Source organism: Lysobacter yangpyeongensis (assembly GCF_042655745.1).
GTDB classification, from domain to species: domain Bacteria; phylum Pseudomonadota; class Gammaproteobacteria; order Xanthomonadales; family Xanthomonadaceae; genus Agrilutibacter; species Agrilutibacter yangpyeongensis.
Genome location: NZ_JBHSNM010000024.1, coordinates 1 through 1,832, shown reverse-complemented (window position 1 = coordinate 1,832; position 1,832 = coordinate 1). Strand labels below are relative to the sequence as shown.

1 protein-coding gene is annotated in these 1,832 nt (G+C 67.1%); it reads right to left on the bottom strand.

Annotated features, from left to right (window positions below):
* The coding region (locus tag ACFPN1_RS16240) for a TonB-dependent receptor plug domain-containing protein (RefSeq protein WP_386756265.1) at positions 1 to 1,832 on the bottom strand (1,832 nt) is incomplete at both ends.

The window sequence follows — 1,832 nt, the reverse complement described above, 5'->3', positions numbered from 1 at the left end:
CGGACCATCAGGTCGTCGATCGGCTTCCAGCGGAAACCGAACTTGCTGTTGAGCGTGTCGCCGAAGTTGCTGTAGTCCGAGTAGCGGGTCGCGACGCTGAAGTCGAGCAGGCGGGCGCCCGGCAGGTCCTTCAGCACCGGGATCGCCAGTTCGAGGTAAGCCTCGTCGACCTTGTAACCACCCTTGGTCGCGGTGCGGGCGTTACCGGTGGTGTTGCCCGAGTTGATCAGCGCGTCGGGCGAGTCGAAGCCCGACTCGGTGCGGTGTTCCAGACCGAAGGAGAACGCGAACGCACCGGCGTCGCCGATGTCGAACAGTTCGCCGCCGATGTTGGCGTAGTAGGTCTTCTGCTTGTACTCGAACTGGTCGTGCGCGACGAAGGTCGCGTAGTCCAGCATGTCCTGGGTCAGCGAACCCACGCCGCCGAGCAGGTTGATCGGCACGCAGCCGGAGATGACGGTGGACAGGTCGCCCGGGGTGCGCACGCACACCGGATTGCCGCTGCCGTCGAGCATCGACGGGCCCAGGCCGTCCTTCAGCGCGAGCACGTTGAACAGGCCGTTGGTGACGTTGTTGGACTGGTTGCGGCCCCAGAAGAAGCCGGCTTCCCAATCCAGGACGCGGTCGTTGAAGATGTCGAAACTGCCTTCGAACGCACCGTCGAACGCGAAGGTGGTCACGTCCTGGTTGAACGAACGGCCGCCCGTCTCCACCGCACGACGCTGGATGCGGCTGACCGAGGTGACGCCGTCGCCGCCCAGGTCGGGATTGCCGAACGGGTTGTAGAGGCTGAAGGGGCTGATCGACACCGCACGCGACTGCGTGTTGGCGCCGGGGCCGGTGCCCAGCACGATCGGCATGGCGGCCAGCAGCTGCTCGGACACGCGCTCGTTGTAGGTCGTGGTGACCTTGAAGCGCAGGTTGTCGGTGATGTCCAGCGAGCCGTTGGCGAAGATCGAGCGGCGCTCCTGCGGGGTCAGCAGGTAGTTGTCCGGCGCGAAGTTGTAGACGTCGTTGGGACCGGCGCCCCACGGGCGCCAATCGGCCGGGGTCTGGCCCGGGTTGTAGGAGAACTGGCCGGCGGTGCCGTCCGGACGGGTCTGACCGACCGAGCAGGCGCCCGGCGTGAACACGCCCGAGCACAGCGCGAAGCGGCCGTCCGGCGAGGTGGTGCTGCCGAAGGCAGCGCCGGTGCCGGCGACGGGTTCCTTGGAGATGTCGCGGTCGCCCGCCCACACCGGCTCTTCCTTCACATAGCCGACGCCGAGCATGGCGGCCCAGCGGTCGCCGGCGCTGCCGACGGTGAAGTCGTAGGACTCACGGGTGCCGTCGCCCTTGTCGAACTGGCCGAAGTAGGCGTTGGCTTCGGCGCCGTCGAAGTTCTGGCGCAGGATCACGTTGACCACGCCGGCGATGGCGTCGGAGCCGTAGATCGAGGAGGCGCCGTCCTTCAGCACTTCGATGCGTTCGACCGCGGCGGTCGGGATGGTGTTGAGGTCGACCGCGCCGCCCAGACCGGTACCACCGATCCAGCGACGGCCATTGACCAGCACCAGGGTGCGGTTGGAGCCGAGGTTGCGCAGGCTGACGCGGGTCTCGCCGTTGCCGCCGTTGTTCATCGTGGTGTTGAGGGTCGAGCCGTTCGACGTGATGTTCTGGATCACGTCGCCGACCGAGGTCAGGCCTTGCGCCTGGATGTCGTCGCGGCTGAGCGAGAACACCGGCTGCGAGGTCTCGATGTCGGTGCGCTTGATGCGCGAACCGGTGACCTCGATGCGCTCGAGGGTCGTGGCTTCCTTTTCCTGCGGCGCGGGTGCGGCGTCCTGCGCGAA